Origin of the sequence: Mesorhizobium sp. M1329, from assembly GCF_040318035.1 — a bacterium.
In the GTDB taxonomy this organism is placed as follows: Bacteria; Pseudomonadota; Alphaproteobacteria; order Rhizobiales; family Rhizobiaceae; genus Mesorhizobium.
The window spans coordinates 1-17870 of record NZ_JAMYLN010000026.1 but is presented as its reverse complement, the minus strand read 5'-3'; the positions used below and the strand labels follow the sequence as shown (position 1 = coordinate 17870).

The following is a 17870-nucleotide window of genomic DNA, read 5'->3' as shown; positions in this document are numbered from 1 at the left end:
TCCGATGCTCGACAAAGACGAAAACCTGCCTTCGCCAACAGATGTTCCTGGTCATATGGGGCCTGCCGCATGGCTTTCAAACACACCTTTGCCGCAGCCTTCGCCCTTTTCCTCGCCATTTGCGGCGGCGCCATTTCATCGGCGCGCGCCGAACCCTTCACCATTGTCGGTTTCGGCGACAGCTTGATGGCGGGTTATGGCCTCGGGCCAGGTCAGGGCTTCACCGAAAAGCTGCAGGCGGCGCTGCGCGCCAAGGGCTACGATGTCACGGTCGCCAATGCCGGCGTCTCCGGCGATACGACGAGCGGCGGCCTGTCGCGGCTCGACTGGTCGGTACCGGACGGCACGCAACTGGTCATCCTGGAGCTCGGCGCCAACGACATGCTGCGCGGCGTTTCGCCCGCCATAGCGGAAAAAAACCTGGACGCGATGCTGGCAAAACTGAAGCAGCGCAAGATCGCGCTGTTGCTTGCCGGAATGCGCGCGGCGCCCAATCTCGGTGCCGACTACCAGAACGCCTTCGACGCAATCTTTCCGCGATTGGCTGAAAAATACGGCGTGCCGCTCTATCCTTTCTTTCTCGAGGGCGTAGCCGGCCAATCCGTCCTGCAGCTCGAGGACGGCCTTCATCCAAGTGCCCGAGGCGTCGACCGCATCGTCGAGGGTATCCTGCCCAGTGTGGAGAAGACCATTGCAACGGTGCGGGGTAATTCCTGAAGGCGAGGGTTCGCCGCCGCACCACATTCCGCTGGGGAAGCTTTTAGGCAGCCCTGCGACCAACAAACCGCTTGCCCCGTTCGAATATCGATGATTCGCTAGGGGCAAGAGTTCGATTCGAGGACAGGAGGCTTCCCATGCCGCGTCTTTTTACCGCCCTCGAAATGCCGCGTGATGCCGCTCTTTCGCTGTCCCTGCTCAGGGGCGGCCTGCCCGGAGCCCGCTGGATTGACGTCGAAAACTATCATCTGACGCTGCGCTTCATCGGCGATGTCGAGGGCCATGTCGCCGACGAGATCGCCAACGCGCTCGACCGTGTTCACCGCGCCTCCTTCCCGCTGACGCTGTCCGGCGTCGGCGCCTTCGGCCAGAAGAAGCCGCATGCGGTGTGGGCCGGGGTCGCCGCTTCGCCCGATCTTTCCGCATTGCAGGCCGAGATCGAGCGCATCTGCCAGCGGCTCGGCATCCCGGCCGACCCGCGCAAGTTCATGCCGCATGTGACGCTGGCCCGCCTGCGCAATTCGAACCCGCTCGATGTCGCCCAGTATCTGTCGGCGCGCGGCAATTTTTCGACGCTGCCGTTCCGGGTCGGCCGCTTCGTGCTGATGTCGTCGCGCGACTCGGTCGGCGGCGGGCCTTACGTCGTCGAGGAGGCCTGGCCGCTTTCAGGTGCCGACAATCGCGTCGCCAGCCGTTTGGTCGGCGCCGCCGACGCTTCGCGGATCATGCGGTAGGCGGATATGGCCAGGGAGAAACTAGCAAAAGAGGCGATCCGCGCCGAACTTGCCGGCCTCGAAGGCTGGTCGCTGGCCAAGGATGGCGGCTCGATCACCCGCACCTTCACCTTCAAGAATTTCTCCGAAGCCTTTGCCTTCATGACCCGCGTCGCCCTGGCGGCGGAGAAGATGGACCACCACCCCGACTGGTCGAACGTCTACAAGACCGTAAACGTGACCCTCAACACGCACGACGCTGGCGGCCTGACGGCGCTGGATTTCGAGCTGGCCAGGAAGATGAACCGCTATTTCGGCGGCTGAGACTATCTGCACCTTGCAGCGAGGTTCGGCTTTCACCACATTTTGTCTCGCGGTCATGCGTGAAGTCACGCGACGGCCGCAAGGAGAGGTTGATGGCGCAAAAATCCGGTTTTGATTTCTTCGGCCTCGGCAGCAAGCCGGGCAATGAGAGCGAAGTGCGCGAAAAGTTCTGGCGTACGGCGAAGAAAGCCGCCCGGCAGATCCCGTTCATGGAAGAGGTGGTCGCCGCCTATTACTGCGCCATGGACAAGAAGACGCCGCTGCGCGCCAAGGGCACCTTGCTGGCTGCGCTCGGCTATTTCGTGCTGCCGACGGACGTCATCCCCGATTTCATCCTTGGACTAGGCTTCACCGACGACATCGCCGTGCTGACCGCCGCGATTACCGCCGTCAGCGCCCACATCACGCCGGCGCACCGGCTCGCCGCCAGGCAGGCCATCGCCGACAAGAGCTGAGCCGGTGCGGCGCAAAAAAATCGCGCGAGAACCGACTTTCCGGCCGTCAAACCCACCGCCGCACCCGCGCCTTGTAGGCGCGATAGGCATCTCCGAACTTCCGCTCGAGATAGCGCTCTTCCGGCGCGATGACGCCGGCATTGATCACCCACAGCAGGGGGATGACGAGCGCGATAGCCCAAAGACTTCCGGCCGCGACGCCGAGGCCCAGATAGATGAGGGTCGTTCCCAGATAGAACGGGTTTCTGGTCCGCCGATAGATCCCGTCGACGACCAGCGAGGTCGTTGGCAAGGTCGGTGGTATGTTGGTTCCAGCTGCCTGAAAGCGGCCCGCCGCCATAAAGATGAGCACGAAGCCGCACACCGCGAGCACGGCGCCGGCCAGATAGCGGGCGAGCGCCTGCCCGGCCATGACCGGGAGGGGAACGAGCACCTCGAGCACGGTTGCCGCCACCAGGAAGCCGAGGAAGATCAAAGGCGGCAGCGCAATGACCCCGGGCACGTCGGGCGCGCCCGACGTGCCCGCCGCCTCCCCGCCATCGGAGGGCACCGGGCCACCGGCCGCCACGCGGACGGCGACACGAATGCCGAACACGATCGCCAGGACGACTGTGCCGCCCGCCAGGATAAGCCCTGTCTCGGAAATGGCCATGGCCAAATCTCCCGTAAGCCGCCAAGGAGGGCACCCTGGCCGAGTGCCGTGGCGGCGAACGCAGACATGGTAGCGCCTGCAGGGAAATTCGTCACGTACCTCAGAAAAGCGAGAACCGCTGCAGGACCTAGCTGCTTGAAAAGTCAAACTCTTGCCGTTTTCGTGGCCTCCAAGTCGCGGCAGGGACATTGCGCCAGCCGCTTTTTTCGAGCGGCAGCGCGAAGACGGCGGCGGTTTCCTGGCGTGAACATCCTTTTCTCAGGGGAAATTCACCGTTTGGTAACCCAGATTAAATCAAAATGAAGCGACGGGCAGGACGCCGAGCCGGCCTGCCGCCGCACCAGTGGAATACGGGAAAAGCGATGCGCGGATTGATTGCTATAGTTTCCAGCCTGGCCCTGGTGGCCTTGACGGCGCCCGCGCTGGCGCAGTCGGCAACCAAGATCGGCCAGCACAATGCCTGGGGCACCTACAGTTATCAGGCGTCGGGCGGCGGCAAGGTCTGCTATGTCCTGACGGTGCCAACCGACAAGCAGCCGCCGACGCTCGATCACGGCGACATGTTCTTCTTCGTCAGCCAGCGGCCAGGGCAGCAAGTGTCCTACGAGCCGCAATTCATCGCCGGCTATACCTTCCAGGAAGGTTCCAAGGCCACCGTCACCATCGACAGGAAGTCTTTTTCGATGTTCACGCGTGGCAAGTCGGCCTGGGTCGAGAACGCCGCCGAGGAGCCGGTGCTGATCGCCGCGATGAAGACCGGCACCGACATGAAGGTGTCGGCCAAGTCCGGCCGCGGCAACACCACCACCTACGTCTTCTCGCTGAAGGGCATCTCGGCTGCGCTGGCCTCGATCGCCAAGTGCAAGTAGCTTAGAGTCGGAAGACCGACCTTTTAGGCGTTGACGCCGCCCCTCATTGCCCTGCCGGGCATTTCTCCCCGTATGGTGACGGGGAGAAAGAGCGCCGCATAGAAGTTTTCGCTGATTGCCAGCGCTGCGGGAATGGCGCTGACGTCGCCGCCGGATGAGGGCAGCGCCGAGGTCGCCAATTTGGTTGTCTCCAACGCAAAATTGGACGCCAGCCTTTTCTGAAGCCCTGCCCTTGCTTGCGCACCCGGCATGACTCCGCCGCTAACCTGTGCTATGCGCCGCGCTTCATTTCGGGCACGATGCTGTATTCGGCCGCAAATCGCTTATATCAGTGCAACAATGACCCTTTCATTCGATCTTACCGCCGAAGGCGCGCGTGACGCGTTGCGCACCCGCACGGCGCCTGAAAAGCCCTCGCTGATCGGCTTGACGCGCGCCGAACTTGGGGCCGCCCTTGTCGCTGCCGGCATCGTGCCGGAGCGCCAGGCGAAAATGCGCGCCCAGCAGCTCTGGCATTGGATCTATGTGCGCGGCGTTTCCGATTTTGCCGGCATGTTCAACATTTCCAAGGATCTGCGCGCCGCGCTCGACAGGCATTTCACCGTTGTCAGGCCCGAGATCGTCGAGGAGCAGATTTCCTCCGACGGCACGCGCAAATGGCTGTTCCGCTTTCCGCCGCGCGGCGCCGGCCGGCCGGTCGAGATCGAGACCGTCTACATTCCCGAAGAAGGCCGCGGCACCCTCTGCATCTCTTCGCAGGTCGGCTGCACCCTGACCTGCTCCTTCTGCCACACCGGCACGCAGAAACTGGTGCGCAACCTGACCGCCGAGGAAATCCTTGCCCAGCTTTTGACCGCCCGCGATCGGCTCGGCGATTTCCCCGACCGCGATACGCCCGACGGGGCCATCGTGCCGGCCGAGGGCCGGAAAGTGTCCAACGTCGTCATGATGGGCATGGGCGAGCCGCTCTACAATTTCGAGGCGGTGAAGAAGGCGCTGCTGATCGCATCCGACGGCGACGGGCTTTCCCTTTCGAAGAGACGCATCACGCTCTCGACATCGGGCGTCGTGCCCGAGATCTTCCGCACCGGCGAGGAGATCGGCGTCATGCTGGCGATCTCGCTGCACGCCACCAATGACGATCTGCGCGACCTTTTGGTTCCGATCAACAAGAAGTATCCGCTGAACGAGCTGATCGCTGCCTGCCGTGCCTATCCCGGCCTGTCCAACGCCAAGCGGATCACCTTCGAATATGTGATGCTGAAGGACGTCAACGATTCCATCGAAGACGCCAAGGCGCTGGTCAAGTTGCTCAAGGGCATTCCGGCCAAGATCAATCTGATCCCGTTCAATCCGTGGCCGGGCACCAACTACCAGTGCTCGGACTGGGAGACGATCGAGAAATTCGCCGACTACATCAACAATGCCGGCTATGCCTCGCCGATCCGCACGCCGCGCGGCCGCGACATCCTCGCCGCCTGCGGCCAGCTCAAGTCGGACTCCGAGCGCATGCGCAAAGTCGACCGGCTGGCGCTGGAAGCGATGATGATCGCAGGGCATGGCGAGGCGTGAATCGCGTCGTCGCCTATCTGATCCGCTTCGCCGTCATCCTTGTCGGCTATGGCGTTGCTTCGCTGGCGGCAAGCGCCTTCCTTAACATCATGTTCCTGGCGTCTCTTGGGTTGATGACGGACGAGGCGCAACCGGCGGCGCAGGCGTCGCTGTGGTTTTCAATCCCCTTCGTCGCGCTGTTCGTCGCCTATTTCGCCTTCATGCCGGCCGCCATCGCCATCCTCGTCTCCGAGATTCTTGGCCGGCGTGACTGGCTGTTCTATGCGCTGGCGGGTGCTGTGGTCTCGGCGGTCTTCCTCGGCTTCGTCCACCAGACGGCCGATGCCAATTTCGAGGTTACCAATACCAGCGTCATGCTGGCGGTGATCGGCTGCGGCATGGTCGGCGGCATTTTCTACTGGCTGAGCGCCGGGCGCTCGGCCGGAAGCTGGCGTCAGATTGGACCATGATCCCGAAAAGTGGAGGCCGGTTTTTCGGAAAAGAGCATGGTCAAGCAGGAATGCGCCCTATTTCGCCTGGGCCGACAGGATCTTGAGCGCGAAGGCCGAAAAAACTCCGGCAAAGAGATAGTCGACGACGCGCGTCACGCGCGGGCTGGATTTCATCGCGGCCGAGAACTTTTCCGCCGCCAGCACCATCGGCGCCGTCACCGGGATCGCCAGCACGACGAACATCGCGCCGAGGAAGAACAGCTTTCCCGGCGCGTTGGGATCATGCGCGGAGACGAATTGCGGCAGGAAGGTCATGAAAAACAGGATGATCTTCGGGTTGAGGAGATTGACCCCGAGCCCAGCCGCCCAGCTGCGGAACAGCGAGATTCTCGGCCCGCTCTTCTTCTCCGGCGAAAACGCCGACCCTTTTGTGATCGCCTGCCATGCCAGGAAGACCAGGTACCCGGCGCCGAAAATTTTCAGCACGAAGAACGCCATCGGCGAGGCGACGATCAGCGCCGAGACGCCGACCACCACCAGCGTGGTGTGGATCAGCGTGCCGCACAAGGCGCCGGCCATTGAGGCAAAGCCGGTGGCGCGGCCCTGGCTCAGCGTGCGCGACACGAACAGCGTCATATCAGGCCCAGGCGTGATCGCCAGGATGAAGGTGGCGATGGAGAACTGGATAAGCGTCGTACTGTCGGGGATGAAGGACATGGCTCGTCTCGGTGCGGCAAAAAGACGGCGCAGCCATACCGCAAGAGCCGTATTCTCGCCAGCCTCTGGGCGATACAGCATCTGGTCCAGGCATCGTTCGTCCCTTGCGCTGGCCTAAAACGCCGTGATACCTCGCCCGCGAAGAACCCCTGTCGCGGAACCGCCCACCATGTCGAAAGCAAAAGCCGTCAAGAAAGTCGTGCTCGCCTATTCCGGCGGCCTTGATACCTCGATCATCCTGAAATGGCTGCAGACCGAGCTCGGCGCCGAGGTCGTCACCTTCACCGCCGATCTCGGCCAGGGTGGCGAACTGGAGCCGGCCAGGCGCAAGGCCGAGATGATGGGCATCAAGGATATCCGCATCGTCGATGTCCGCGAGGAGTTCGTATCCGATTTCGTCTTCCCGATGTTCCGCGCCAACGCTGTCTATGAAGGCACGTATCTGCTCGGCACCTCGATCGCCCGGCCACTGATCTCGAAACATCTTGTCGAGATCGCCAGGGAGACCGGCGCCGATGCGATCGCCCATGGCGCCACCGGCAAGGGCAACGACCAGGTGCGTTTCGAGCTGTCGGCCTATGCACTCAATCCCGACATCAAGGTCATCGCGCCCTGGCGCGATTGGTCGTTCAAGTCGCGCACCGATCTCATCAATTTCGCCGAGCAGCACCAGATCCCGGTGCCGAAGGACAAGAAGGGCGATGCGCCTTTCTCGGTCGATGCCAACCTGCTGCACTCCTCCTCCGAGGGCAAGGTGCTGGAAGACCCGTGGAGCGAGCCGCCCGAATTCGTCCACCAGCGCACCATCTCGCCGATGGATGCGCCCGATGAGGTCACCGAGATCGAGATCGAATTCCTCAAGGGCGACCCGGTTGCGCTCAACGGCAAGAAACTGTCGCCTGCAACGATGCTGGCGGCGCTGAACGATCTCGGCCGCGACAACGGCATTGGCAGGCTCGATCTGGTCGAGAACCGTTTCGTCGGCATGAAATCGCGCGGCGTCTACGAGACCCCCGGCGGCACCATCCTGATATCAGCCCACCGGGCGATCGAATCGATCACGCTCGACCGCGGAGCCGCCCATCTCAAGGACGAGTTCATGCCGCGCTACGCCGAGCTGATCTATAACGGCTTCTGGTTCGCGCCCGAGCGGCTGATGCTGCAGGCGATGATCGACAAGAGCCAGGAAGACGTCGAAGGCACCGTGCGGCTGAAGCTCTACAAGGGCAACGTAATTGTCACCGGCCGCAAGTCGAGGAAGACGCTCTATTCCGATGCGCTGGTCACTTTCGAGGACGACCGCGGCGCCTACGATCAGAAGGACGCCGAAGGCTTCATCCGCCTCAACGCGCTCAGGCTGCGCACGCTGGCGGCGCGTAGTCGTAAAGGCTAGCCTGTTCCTCCGCACCGAGGGATTTGGCTCTTTGACTGGCATCCGCCCTCTCCACGCTGGCGATTAGCCACAGGCCACCTCTCACTTCGTCATCCCAGGGCGGAGCAAGGAGCGAAGCGACGCGGCGCACGCGCGTCACGCTCAATGTCTCAACCGTTGATTCACGTCCCGGCAAGGTGCTCGCCGGCTGCTCCTACGCGCTCCACGTGAAATAGAAAGCCCGGCGCTTGGCCGGGCTTTCTGTCGAATAGAGCAATTCCAGGAAAAGTGTGAAACGGTTTTCCGTCCGGAATTGCGTTAAGACAAAGCTCTGGAGGTCCCTGTCAGTCGGCATCGATCGCCGTGGCCATGCGGGCGATGGCCTGTTGATAGACGCTCGCCGAATTCCAGCCGGCAATTGCGCCGATATTCGCCTGCGCGCTGGCACCCGGCCGCCAACCATGACCCTTGAGGAAGTTGGCGGTAGAAGCCAACGCAGTGGCCTTGTCGCGCAGATTTTTGTTGCCTACGCCATATGTCAAAACATTTCCGGGCAGGAACTGCGTGTGGCCAATCTCGCCATGCGCGGCACCGACCGACGAGGCGCTCAGCGCTCCGCGATCAACCAGCTTCAGGGCTGCAATGGCATGAGGGTAGAAGAATTCCGGACGGCGGCAGTCATAGGCCAGCGTTAAAATGGCGGAGACCGTATTCTGGTTGCCCATGGCGGAACCGAAGCCGGTCTCCATGCCCCAGATGGCGAGCAACACACCCGGCGACACGCCGTAATTCTGTTCGATCTTGTCGAACAGCGCGGCATTGGCCTTCTTCAGCGCACGGCCCCTGGCAATGATCGCGGACGCGCCACGGCGCTTCATGAAAGCTTCCACCGAGCCGCTGAAAGCCTTATGGATGGCGCGGTCGACGGAGATCGTCTTTGTCGCGTAGGTTGCGCGAGCCAGAGCGGCCAGACCCTTCGAGCCGACACCGTCGGCCTTCGCCTCCGCGGCAAACTCCGGTTTCCACGCCTCGAAGCCGGCGCCGTTTTTGCCGCAACTGGCCGCCGCCTGCGCGCTCGTCGCCAGCGCAAGCACCGCCACCACCGTGGCCACTACAAACATCTTCCCCTTGGCAAGAAATGCCATGCTGCTCTCCTGGTTGCCTGAATCATGTTCCCAATTGCGAATTTGCCAGCGAAACACCTGCTTGTCACTGTCCCGGCGCTGCGCCGATGCACTCAATACAGCAGGAACTTCAAATCCACCACACTGGCGGACGCCCGGGAATTTGCCTACGATCAAGTAATTATTGTGGCGGGGACAGAATAAGCATGGAAGACGTTGATGTCGTGATCATCGGCGCCGGTTCAGCCGGGCTTTCGGCTGCCAAGACCCTGCGCGCCGCCGGTTTTTCCTTCAAATTGTTGGAAGCGATGAACCGCATTGGCGGCCGCGCCTGGACCAGCGACCAGCATTTCGGCGTGCCGTTCGACATCGGCTGCGCCTGGCTGCATGCCGCGGACCGCAATCCCTACTTTCCCGAGGCGAAGGCCGCCGCCTGGACACTTCATCACCACGACATGAATGTCGATCATCTCTATTACCGCGAGCGAAAGGCAAGCGAAGCCGAAGAGGCCGCGATGAAGGTGGCCGACGCAAGGCTGTTCGAGCCCGTGGCGGCACATCAGGTGAGGGAAGGCGACGACGACCGTCTTTCGGCATTGCTCGCCAAGGGACAGGCGCCGCGCGCCGCCGCAACCTTCGCCGGGCCGATGGATTTCGGCGCCGACGAAGACGAGATATCGATCCGCGACTTTCAGGCCGCCGCCGATCTCGATCCGAACTATTTCACCAGGGAAGGCTTCGGTACGCTGGTTGCCCGCTTCGGTGCCGATGTGCCGGTGGAACTGTCGACGCCTGTGCGCAAGATCGTCTGGGATGAGCGGGGCGTGGCCTGCGTCACCGATCGCGGTACCATCCGCGCCAATGCGGCCATCGTCACCGCCTCGCCGGCAGTGCTCGCCTTCGAGGAGATCGCGTTCTCGCCTGCACTCCCCGATGCGCATTTCGCTGCCTTCTTCGACCTGCCGATGGGCATGCTGACCAAGCTGCCGGTGGAAATATCCGGTACCAGGCTCGGCCTGGAGCCGTTCGACGATTTGCTGATCGAGCGGTTGGCCCGGCACGACATCTACTTCCTCTGCTTTCCTTTCGACCTCGATCTGATGGTCGGTTTCGTCGGCGGCGATTTCGCTTGGGAGATATCGGCGGCGGGCGAGGCGGCCGGCATCGACTTCGTCGTCGACCGGCTCTGCGGCATCTTTGGCGGCGACATACGAAAGCATGTCGGACGCGCAATGATGACCAATTGGGGCGCTGAGCGGTTCGTGCGCGGCGCCTATGCGGCGGCGCGTCCCGGCCGCTCGCAAGCGCGCGCCACTTTGATGCAGCCGGTGGCGGAAAAGATCTTCTTCGCCGGCGAGCATTTGGCCGGTCCGCTGATGCAGACCTGCGGCGGCGCCAGATTGTCGGGCGAGGCAGTGGCCAAGGAGGTCGTCGCCCACCTTGCGGCAAAATAGCATCTGCCGGCAGGAACGTGGGCAGCTGACAGGCGTTTGGCCTTCTCCTGCTCGTATCGTCCTCCGCATTTCGAATGATTTGAGACGCCAATGAAGCTTTTCGACTGCCCGCATTGCGGCCACCGTCTCTATTTCGAGAACGCGCAATGCCTGAACTGCGCCAGCCTCGTGCTCTACGATCCCGAGCATGCGCGCTTCGCGCTGTCCGGCGCAGACGTCTTCCATTGCACCAATGCCGACGAATGCGCCTGCAACTGGATGGCGGAGCCCGGCCACGCCTTCTGCCGCGCCTGTGCGCTGAACCAACTGATCCCGGATCTGTCGGTCGACGGCAACCGCCGCCGCTGGATCCGTGTCGAGGCGGCAAAGAAGCGTGCCGTGTATTCGCTGCTCGCCTTCGGCCTGCCGATCGCACCCAAGCAGGACGTTGGCGACGAGATCGGCCTCGCTTTCGATTTTCTTGCCGATCCGATCGGCGGCGGTCCCGGCGGCGAGCGTATCCTGACCGGCCACGACAACGGCCGGATCACGCTCAACGTCGCCGAGGCGGATTCGGCTGAGCGCGAGCGGCGGCGCGTCGAGATGGGCGAGAACTACCGCACGCTGCTCGGCCATTTCCGCCACGAGCTCGGCCATTACTATTGGGACCGCCTGATACGCGGCGATCCGCAAAAGCTTGCCGGTTTTCGCGCCTTGTTCGGCGACGAGCGCGCCGACTACGAACAGGCGCTCAAGACCTATTATGCCGATGGCGCGCCGCCCGACTGGCAGCAGCGCCATATCTCGGCCTATGCGACGTCGCACCCATGGGAGGACTGGGCCGAGACATGGGCGCATCACATGCACATCACCGACACGCTGGAGATGGTGCATGCCCTGAATTTCCCGCTCGGCCGGCTGGAAACCGTTGAAACCAACGAGCTGCCGCGCACCGATACCGGCGGCAAGCTGCAGCCGGCACCATCGGAACCCGCCGCCAGGCCGGAGCCTTTCGAAAGGATTCTCGACCGCTGGCTGGTGCTGTCGGAGGCGTCCAACTCGATCAACCGCTGCATGGGCCTGCCCGATCTCTATCCCTTCGTCATCTCGGACGTGGCGGCGCAAAAACTTGCTTTTGTTCACCAGCTTTTGACCGACCTGCCGAAAACGACTGGAACAAATCGTGAGCCGGCGGAAGCCTTTTAGCCGGAACGCATGCGGCTTTGCTTCGTTTTCCGTCCCAAGGGACTGTGAAACGGAGAGAAGACCATGAAACGCAAATTGTTTCCGGCGGTGGCCGGAGCGCTCATGGCGATGTCGGGCTCTGCTTTGGCCGACACCGCCGTCTCGGCCATCACTGATCTCAATGTACGCGCCGGCCCCGGCCCGCAATATCCGGTGATCGGCGTGCTCGCGGCCGGCCAGTCGGCGACGCTCGACGGCTGCATCGCCAACAGCAAATGGTGCACCATCGCCGAGGCCAACGGCCAGGGCTGGGTCTATTCCGACTATGTGACGGCCGATTTCGGCGGCAGCCGTGTGGTCCTGACACAGCGTCCGGCCAGCGCCGACATTGCCATCGTGACGCCGCCCGCCGATAGCGTCGAATATTCCGACAGCTATACCGGAGCGATCGTCGCCGGCGAGGCGATCGAGCCTATCCGGAGACCGCCGGCCGAGATCCGTACCTATGTCCGTACGCATCGGCTCGATCCGGTCTATCTCGAGGGCGAGGTGGTGACGGGCGCGACCTTGCCTGACACCGTCGAGCTGCGCGAGATTCCGGACTATGATTACCGCTACGTCTATGTGAACGGCCAGCCGGCACTGGTCGATCCGGGCAGCCGGCGTATCGTGTACGTCGTGCGCTGACGATACAAACAGGGCGGTCGCCCTGTAATGGCGGCCGCTCGCACTCCCGACATTGCCACAGACCGGTGTTGCCGCTGCAATACCGGTTTCCACATTGGGACCGATGTTCTAGACCTTGCGAGCCGAAGCACCCGCCAGCGAGCCCGCGTGACGATCGACCCAACCGCCTTCCAACAGTACCGGCACACCGCCAACAACAAGACCACTTTGCCGCGGCTTCTGCTTGGAACGGCGGTCGTCATCTTGTTCTGGCTCGGAACCACTGCCGCCGTGCTGTTCGGCGGCACCTATGCCTTTGCCGTTTGGCAGGCATCATCTGGCACCGCCCCGCCAGGTGGAGGAGCGGTGCAGGATTTCATGGCCTCTCCGGCGGGCATCCTCGCGGCGTTGGCTTCATTTGCCGGAATCTGGCTCGGTCTTTGGGCTGCCATGCGCTGGATCCATCGCGAGAAGCTGACCGCCCTGATTGGCGTCAGCCGGCGCATTTCGTGGTCGGGGTTCCTGAAAGGGCTGGCCGCGGTGCTGATCACCTCGCTGCTTTCCGAGATCCTGCTTTATGGTTTGCAGCCCGACATCGCGCGCGGCGCGATCGGCTTGTCTTCGTGGCTTTTGTTCCTGATCCCGATCGCCGCCCTGACCTTTCTTCAGACCTCGTCGGAGGAGATGCTGTTTCGCGGTTATCTACTCAGGGGCTTGGCCAGCCGGTTCCAGAACCCTTTCATCTGGGCGCTGCTGCCGGGATTGCTGTTCACCTCCCTGCACTGGAGCCCAGGTTCGAGCGCTGCGATCAATGCCTGCGTGCTGGCCTCGATCGCCGCCTTTGCGCTGTTGCTGACGCTTCTGGTCTATGCAACCGGCAATCTCGGTGCCGGCTTCGGGGCCCATCTCGGCAACAATCTGACCGGCTTCCTGCTGATTTCGCACCAGCAAAGCTATAATTCCTTCGCCCTGTTCAACGCCAAGCCGCTGGAAGCCGCCGGCTGGACGACTTTAGATGCCGCCCTCATCGCTGCGATAGGGATCGTCAGCAGCCTGTTGACCGTTCTGCTGCTTTTGCATCCGCGTTCACCACTGAAGGTCGAGCCGGATATGGCGCGCGGCGGCGGCGTGCGCTGATGCGTCTTGCCTGGTCGTCCTGGGCATATTTGGCGCAAAGCTGACCAAAGCTTGACTCTGCGGCCGATTTCCTGTCTACACGCCGCGAATTCCGCGACGAGTATTCCTCCGAGCAAACCGACCGGGACGCCGAAACCTCTTTGAGGTGAAGTGCTGTAAATCGATCCCGGAGGCCAACACCCGGCAGCGCTGTGCGCCCCCGGGTGCTTTTTGGCTTTGGGCTTTGCCCGGACCGGCTTTTGCTTGGACAGTCGGCGCGAACGCATTACCTCTCGGGCATCATCCGGGTGCCAGGGAAAAGGAAAAAGAATGTTTGAATCGCTACAGGAACGCACAAGAGGCGTGGAGGGCCATCGGCCCGACAGGGATCAAAATGAATCCAAGGCGCTGTCGCGCGGCGGGTTGACCAATGTTTGAGTCCCTACAAGAGCGCCTTGGCTCCATCCTGAACGGCCTCACCGGCCGCGGCGCCTTGTCGGAGGCTGATGTCTCGGCGGCGCTGCGCGAGGTCCGCCGTGCGTTGCTCGAGGCCGACGTGGCGCTGGAAGTGGTGCGTTCGTTCACCGACAAGGTGCGCGAGAAGGCCGTCGGCGCCGCCGTGGTCAAGTCGATCAAGCCCGGCCAGATGGTCGTCAAGATCGTCCATGACGAGCTGGTCGAGATGCTCGGCGCCGAGGGCGTCGCCATCGACCTCAATGCACCGGCGCCGGTCGTCATCATGATGGTCGGCCTGCAAGGTTCCGGCAAGACGACGACCTCGGCCAAGATCGCCAGGCGCCTCACCGATCGTCAAAACAAGAAGGTTTTGATGGCCTCGCTCGACACGCGGCGTCCCGCCGCGCAAGAGCAGCTCCGCCAGCTCGGCGAGCAGGTCAAGGTCGCGACATTGCCGATCGTCGCCGGCCAGACGCCGGTCGATATCGCCCGCCGCGCCGTGCAGGCGGCCAAGCTTGGCGGCCATGACGTCGTCATCCTCGACACCGCCGGCCGCACTCATATCGACGAGCCCTTGATGGTCGAGATGGCCGACATCAAGAAGATGTCGTCGCCGCACGAGATCCTGCTGGTCGCCGATTCGCTGACCGGCCAGGACGCCGTCAATCTGGCAAAAAGCTTCGACGAGCGCGTCGGCATCACCGGCCTCGTGCTGACCCGCATGGACGGCGACGGCCGCGGTGGTGCGGCGCTCTCGATGCGCGCCGTCACCGGCAAGCCGATCAAGCTGATCGGCACCGGCGAAAAAATGGACGCGCTGGAGGAATTCCACCCCAAGCGCATCGCCGACCGCATCCTCGGCATGGGCGACATCGTCAGCCTCGTCGAAAAAGCAGCCGAGAACATCGACGCCGAACAGGCGGCGGCGATGGCCAGGAAGATGCAATCGGGCAAGTTCGACCTGAACGACCTCGCCGGCCAGCTTCAGCAAATGTCGAAAATGGGCGGCATGGGCGGCATCATGGGCATGATGCCCGGTATGGGCAAGATGAAGGACCAGATGGCCGCCGCCGGTCTCGACGACAAGATGTTCGGCCGCCAGCTCGCCATCATCTCGTCGATGACCAAGGCCGAGCGCGCCAACCCCGATATTCTGAAGCACTCGCGCAAGAAGCGCATCGCCGCCGGCTCGGGCACCGACGCTGCCGAAATCAACAAACTGTTGAAGATGCATCGCGGCATGGCCGACATGATGAAGGCGATGGGCGGCAAGGGCAAAGGCGGCGGCCTGATGCGCGGCATGATGGGCGGGCTCGCTTCCAAGATGGGGCTCGGCGGCATGATGCCTGGCGGCCCAGGCGGTCCCGGAGGCGGCATGATGGGCGGCGGCATGCCGGATCTCTCCAAGATGGACCCCAAGCAGCTCGAAGCCTTGCAGAAGCAGGCGCAGGCGGCCGGGCTCGGCGGCATGAAGGGCCTGCCCGGTGGTCTTCCCGGTGGCGGTGGCCTGCCTGGGCTGCCCGGCGGCATGAAACTTCCCGGCCTGCCGGGCGGTGGCGGGCTGCCTGGCCTCGGCAAGAAGAAGTGAGGGCGCCATGAACGAAGAGAAGGACATGGCGGATGCGCGTGCGGCGCTGGCCAATTATCGCGCCTCGATCGACAATATCGACGCTGCGCTGATCCACATGCTGGCCGAGCGCTTCCGCTGCACCAAGGCAGTCGGCGTGCTGAAGGCGGAACATGGCCTGCCGCCTGCCGACCCGGCGCGCGAGCAGCAGCAGATCGCCCGTCTTCGCCAACTGGCCAAGGACGCCCATCTCGACCCGGATTTCGCGGAGAAATTCCTGAACTTCGTCGTCCGCGAAGTGATCCGCCATCACGAGCAGATCGCCGCATCCAACGGCGTGACAAAAACCGGCTGAGGACCAGCCACCAACCGATCAACCAAGTTAGACCTTTTAGGAGAAAAGAAATGCCACTGAAGATCCGATTGGCCCGTGCGGGCTCGAAGAAGCGTCCCTATTACCATGTCGTCGTCGCCGACGCGCGTTCGCCGCGCGACGGCCGTTTCATCGAGTCGCTCGGCTCGTGGAATCCGCTGCTGCCCAAGGACGGCGAACGCGTCAAGGTCGACGCCGCGCGCGTCAAGCATTGGCTGGCGCATGGCGCTCAGCCGACCGACCGCGTGCTGCGCTTCCTCGATGAAGCCGGCATCGCCAAGCGCGACGCCCGCTCCAACCCGAAGAAGGCCGAGCCCGGCAAGAAGGCGCAGGAGCGCGCAGCCTTGCTGAAGAAGGCGCAGGAAGATGCCGCTGCGGCCGTTGCCGCCGCTGCAGCCGCGCCGGCCGAGGCGGAAGCCGCCAGCGCCGAATAAAGCATCTCCACAACACGAAACGGCGGGCCTTGCCCGCCGTTTTGCTGTTCATCCGCATGATTGCGGCCCGATCAATAGCCCTCTGGGCAGCTCGCAACGTACACACGACCATTACGATCGCGATAACGGCACTGGCCGCTTTCGCTGGCACGGCCGATCAGCGCACCGGCCAAAGCGCCGGCCGCACCGCCGATCACCGCGCCCTTGGTTGGGTTGCCGGCCACCGCAGCGCCGATCGCCGCACCGCCCAGGCCACCAACTGCCGCGCCTTGCTCAGTACGGGAGCAGGCACCGAGCGGCACCAGCAAGGCCATCAAGATCATCAGCTTTTTCATTGTCGTTCCTCTCCAACAGGGTGCCGTCCTCGCCGCTGCACCCCCTAACTCACAACCGGGCGATTTGATCCAAAGAAGAAGATCGGCTGCGGATCGCGCCCGCTCTGGCGGCGTGGCCACCATCGAACGGCTTTCGAAATCGCCGCTATTGGCTGAACGGGAATAACGCGCGCACCCTTGGATCGCGCAGATACAGGCCACCCCAGAGGATGGCGCCGAGATAGACGCCGAACAGTATGTGCGAGAACAAAGGGCTGCCGATACGCACATGCGTGGCGACGGCGCCGCCGAGATAGGCGGTGAGCAGGATGGCGCCGAGCACCGAGGTGCGCGGCAGCGCGTAAAGCACGGTCGAGACCAATCCAATGACGCCGAGCATGCGCGAGACATTGGCATCGGCTGGCCAGCCGAGCTGCATCATGGTCTGGGTGACGATTTCGAGCGGCGGCAGCTTGATGACGCCGTCGAAGATCATGAACAGCACGATGACGGCGCTGAGCACGCGGCCGGCCCACAGGGCACGCGGTGAGACGGGTGCTGCCTGAGACATGGTCATTGATGTTCCCTCCGGTCGTTGTGAGCACTGGGTCCTTCGCCAGCTCGAACCAAGGACGCGGCCCATAACGGCGATCCGACATGCCTCCAGTTCTTTTTCACTCCGGGGGACGGCGACCTCGGAAATGCAAGTTCCGCCGGCAACGAACCTGGCCAAGTCCACCTTGCGGCGTGAGGTGGAGAGCGTTATTGGAAATCCGCAAGGGAATCTTCCGAGCGCTCGACGGCAGCCGCCGCCTGATCGTACAACGAAAGCAACCGATGGCCGGAGAGACCGACCTGAAACAGTTGCTGGCGGCGATGACGCCGGAATTGCTTGCCGGCGTTCATGTCTTCACCACGTTGCCACCCGATGCGCCCGTTCCCGACAGGCTCCACCCGGTGATGCTATTTCGCGAGCGCGAGGGCATGACGCTGATCGTGCTTGAAGAGCAGGCTAAGGCCGCTGGCCTGAAAACCGTGTTCCGCTGCCGGATGCTGACGCTGAACGTCCATTCGTCGCTGGAAGCGGTCGGCTTCCTCGCCGCCATCACCGCGCGACTGGCCGCGGCCGGCATCGGCGTCAATCCGGTCTCGGCCTTCTACCACGATCACCTGTTCGTGCCCGCCGACCGGGCGGAGGAGGCGCTGGGGTTGCTGCTGGACCTGGTGGAGGAGAACCGGCTGTGACGCCGGCGCCTTGCTGCCTATTTGAGACGCCGGCGCGGGGGCGCCAAAGCCAGCCGGCCCCAAAACCCCCCCCACACGGCGCGCGGCGCGCCCGCGCCCCACCCCCGCCCCCCCCCGCGCCGGGCCGCGGCGGAT

Annotated in this window: 22 protein-coding genes; 16 read left to right on the top strand and 6 right to left on the bottom strand. The window is 63.4% G+C overall.

The genetic code is table 11. From position 1 onward, the window contains the following. Positions 1-69: 69 nt before the first annotated feature. From NKH21_RS23525 to NKH21_RS23510, 4 genes are all read left to right on the top strand, one after another. Positions 70-717, top strand: a complete 648-nt coding sequence (locus NKH21_RS23525) for an arylesterase (protein WP_352867816.1) — start codon at positions 70-72, stop codon at positions 715-717. 137 nt (positions 718-854) lie between these two features. Then, positions 855-1451, top strand: coding sequence for an RNA 2',3'-cyclic phosphodiesterase (gene thpR / locus NKH21_RS23520; RefSeq protein WP_352667998.1), 597 nt, complete (start codon positions 855-857; stop codon positions 1449-1451). Between the two features lie 6 nt (positions 1452-1457). After that, a complete protein-coding gene (locus NKH21_RS23515; protein ID WP_352667997.1) occupies positions 1458-1754 on the top strand; it encodes a 4a-hydroxytetrahydrobiopterin dehydratase in 297 nt (98 codons plus the stop codon). Between the two features lie 92 nt (positions 1755-1846). Further along, positions 1847-2209, top strand: a complete 363-nt coding sequence (locus NKH21_RS23510) for a YkvA family protein (protein WP_031212728.1) — start codon at positions 1847-1849, stop codon at positions 2207-2209. A 46-nt stretch (positions 2210-2255) separates the two neighbouring features. Here the strand turns inward: NKH21_RS23510 and NKH21_RS23505 are convergent, their stop codons facing one another. Next, on the bottom strand, positions 2256-2861 hold the full coding sequence (locus NKH21_RS23505) for a methyltransferase family protein (RefSeq protein ID WP_352867812.1): 606 nt from the start codon (positions 2859-2861) through the stop codon (positions 2256-2258). Between the two features lie 362 nt (positions 2862-3223). Here NKH21_RS23505 and NKH21_RS23500 point away from each other — a divergent pair, with 362 nt between their 5' ends. Beyond that, positions 3224-3730 carry an invasion associated locus B family protein gene (locus NKH21_RS23500; RefSeq protein ID WP_352667992.1) on the top strand — a complete coding sequence of 169 codons (507 nt, stop codon included), beginning with the start codon at positions 3224-3226 and terminating at the stop codon, positions 3728-3730. 23 nt (positions 3731-3753) lie between these two features. Here NKH21_RS23500 and NKH21_RS23495 read toward each other — a convergent pair whose 3' ends face one another. Then, positions 3754-3909 carry a hypothetical protein gene (locus NKH21_RS23495; protein ID WP_352867809.1) on the bottom strand — a complete coding sequence of 52 codons (156 nt, stop codon included), beginning with the start codon at positions 3907-3909 and terminating at the stop codon, positions 3754-3756. 160 nt (positions 3910-4069) lie between these two features. Here NKH21_RS23495 and rlmN point away from each other — a divergent pair, with 160 nt between their 5' ends. After that, on the top strand, positions 4070-5302 hold the full coding sequence (gene rlmN, locus NKH21_RS23490) for a dual-specificity RNA methyltransferase RlmN (RefSeq protein WP_352669009.1): 1233 nt from the start codon (positions 4070-4072) through the stop codon (positions 5300-5302). After that, positions 5299-5751, top strand: a complete 453-nt coding sequence (locus NKH21_RS23485; RefSeq protein WP_352669011.1) for a hypothetical protein — start codon at positions 5299-5301, stop codon at positions 5749-5751. The genes rlmN and NKH21_RS23485 overlap by 4 nt, the downstream gene beginning before the upstream one ends. Positions 5752-5808: 57 nt before the next feature. Here the strand turns inward: NKH21_RS23485 and NKH21_RS23480 are convergent, their stop codons facing one another. Next, on the bottom strand, positions 5809-6450 hold the full coding sequence (locus NKH21_RS23480; protein ID WP_352669013.1) for a LysE family translocator: 642 nt from the start codon (positions 6448-6450) through the stop codon (positions 5809-5811). A gap of 169 nt (positions 6451-6619) precedes the next feature. Here NKH21_RS23480 and NKH21_RS23475 point away from each other — a divergent pair, with 169 nt between their 5' ends. After that, on the top strand, positions 6620-7843 hold the full coding sequence (locus NKH21_RS23475) for an argininosuccinate synthase (RefSeq protein WP_352669015.1): 1224 nt from the start codon (positions 6620-6622) through the stop codon (positions 7841-7843). A 323-nt stretch (positions 7844-8166) separates the two neighbouring features. Here the strand turns inward: NKH21_RS23475 and NKH21_RS23470 are convergent, their stop codons facing one another. Then, positions 8167-8967 (bottom strand): lytic murein transglycosylase, encoded by an 801-nt coding sequence (locus NKH21_RS23470; protein ID WP_352669117.1) that lies wholly within the window; start codon positions 8965-8967, stop codon positions 8167-8169. 185 nt (positions 8968-9152) lie between these two features. Here NKH21_RS23470 and NKH21_RS23465 point away from each other — a divergent pair, with 185 nt between their 5' ends. The 7 genes from NKH21_RS23465 (at position 9153) to rpsP (ending at position 16176) form a co-directional block, all read left to right on the top strand. Beyond that, positions 9153-10400 carry a flavin monoamine oxidase family protein gene (locus NKH21_RS23465; protein ID WP_352867804.1) on the top strand — a complete coding sequence of 416 codons (1248 nt, stop codon included), beginning with the start codon at positions 9153-9155 and terminating at the stop codon, positions 10398-10400. Between the two features lie 90 nt (positions 10401-10490). Continuing rightward, positions 10491-11585 carry a zinc-binding metallopeptidase family protein gene (locus NKH21_RS23460; RefSeq protein WP_352669020.1) on the top strand — a complete coding sequence of 365 codons (1095 nt, stop codon included), beginning with the start codon at positions 10491-10493 and terminating at the stop codon, positions 11583-11585. A gap of 63 nt (positions 11586-11648) precedes the next feature. Further along, complete coding sequence (locus tag NKH21_RS23455) at positions 11649-12251, top strand: DUF1236 domain-containing protein (protein ID WP_352669022.1); 603 nt, start codon at positions 11649-11651, stop codon at positions 12249-12251. A gap of 147 nt (positions 12252-12398) precedes the next feature. Continuing rightward, positions 12399-13367, top strand: coding sequence for a CPBP family intramembrane glutamic endopeptidase (locus tag NKH21_RS23450; RefSeq protein WP_352669025.1), 969 nt, complete (start codon positions 12399-12401; stop codon positions 13365-13367). Positions 13368-13776: 409 nt separating this feature from the next. Continuing rightward, on the top strand, positions 13777-15390 hold the full coding sequence (gene ffh, locus NKH21_RS23445; protein WP_352867800.1) for a signal recognition particle protein: 1614 nt from the start codon (positions 13777-13779) through the stop codon (positions 15388-15390). A 7-nt stretch (positions 15391-15397) separates the two neighbouring features. Further along, complete coding sequence (locus tag NKH21_RS23440) at positions 15398-15724, top strand: chorismate mutase (protein ID WP_352491671.1); 327 nt, start codon at positions 15398-15400, stop codon at positions 15722-15724. A gap of 50 nt (positions 15725-15774) precedes the next feature. After that, positions 15775-16176 (top strand): 30S ribosomal protein S16, encoded by a 402-nt coding sequence (gene rpsP, locus NKH21_RS23435; protein ID WP_352669029.1) that lies wholly within the window; start codon positions 15775-15777, stop codon positions 16174-16176. 71 nt (positions 16177-16247) lie between these two features. Here rpsP and NKH21_RS23430 read toward each other — a convergent pair whose 3' ends face one another. Further along, positions 16248-16511, bottom strand: coding sequence for a YMGG-like glycine zipper-containing protein (locus tag NKH21_RS23430; protein ID WP_352669031.1), 264 nt, complete (start codon positions 16509-16511; stop codon positions 16248-16250). A gap of 145 nt (positions 16512-16656) precedes the next feature. Continuing rightward, a complete protein-coding gene (locus tag NKH21_RS23425; RefSeq protein ID WP_352669033.1) occupies positions 16657-17067 on the bottom strand; it encodes a DoxX family protein in 411 nt (136 codons plus the stop codon). Positions 17068-17327: 260 nt separating this feature from the next. Here NKH21_RS23425 and NKH21_RS23420 point away from each other — a divergent pair, with 260 nt between their 5' ends. Further along, positions 17328-17735 carry an ACT domain-containing protein gene (locus NKH21_RS23420; RefSeq protein ID WP_352669119.1) on the top strand — a complete coding sequence of 136 codons (408 nt, stop codon included), beginning with the start codon at positions 17328-17330 and terminating at the stop codon, positions 17733-17735. Positions 17736-17870 lie beyond the last annotated feature (135 nt).